Below are 518 nucleotides of genomic sequence, written 5' to 3'. Positions count from 1 at the left end.
GTGATCCGGTCCACCGTGGAACGGGCCACCGGCCTGGCCCGCTCCACGGTGGACCGGATCACCGGCACCCTCTCCCGCATGGGCTACGTCCGCGCCGACGGCCGGGACATCGTCCTCGCCCCGCGGGTGATGGAGCTGGGCAACGCCTACCTCGCCGCCCTGCGCCTGCCCGCGCTGCTCGACGCGCGCGCCGACGCCCTCGCCGACGAGCTGGACGAGTCGGTGTCGCTCGCGGTCCCCGACCTCGACGGCATCCGCTTCATCCACCAGGCCACCCGTCGCCGCGCACTGTCCGTCAGCTTCCGCATCGGCGACCTGCTGCCGGCCGAACGGACCGCACCGGGCGCGCTGTTCGCGACGGAATGGACGGATCCGGACTGGACCCGCTGGCGCGAGCACCGCTCCGGCACCGCCAGGGACGCGACCTTCTTCGCGCTGCCCCCGCGAGCCGAACCCACGGACCACGGCACCCTCATCGACACCTTCCCGGAGCGGGTGGAGCGGGCCCGCCGGGACGG

General features: G+C 74.7%; 1 protein-coding gene. It reads left to right on the top strand.

All coding sequences use genetic code 11. The features are described 5' to 3' along the window. Positions 1 to 518 (top strand): helix-turn-helix domain-containing protein (locus tag CCN44_RS42485; RefSeq protein ID WP_143650509.1); only part of this gene is annotated, 518 nt, incomplete at both ends.

Source organism: Streptomyces tricolor, from assembly GCF_002155905.1.
Classification (GTDB): Bacteria; Actinomycetota; Actinomycetes; order Streptomycetales; family Streptomycetaceae; genus Streptomyces; species Streptomyces tricolor.
Note: the sequence above shows the minus strand (reverse complement) of the source record. Positions and strands in the feature narration are given on the sequence as shown.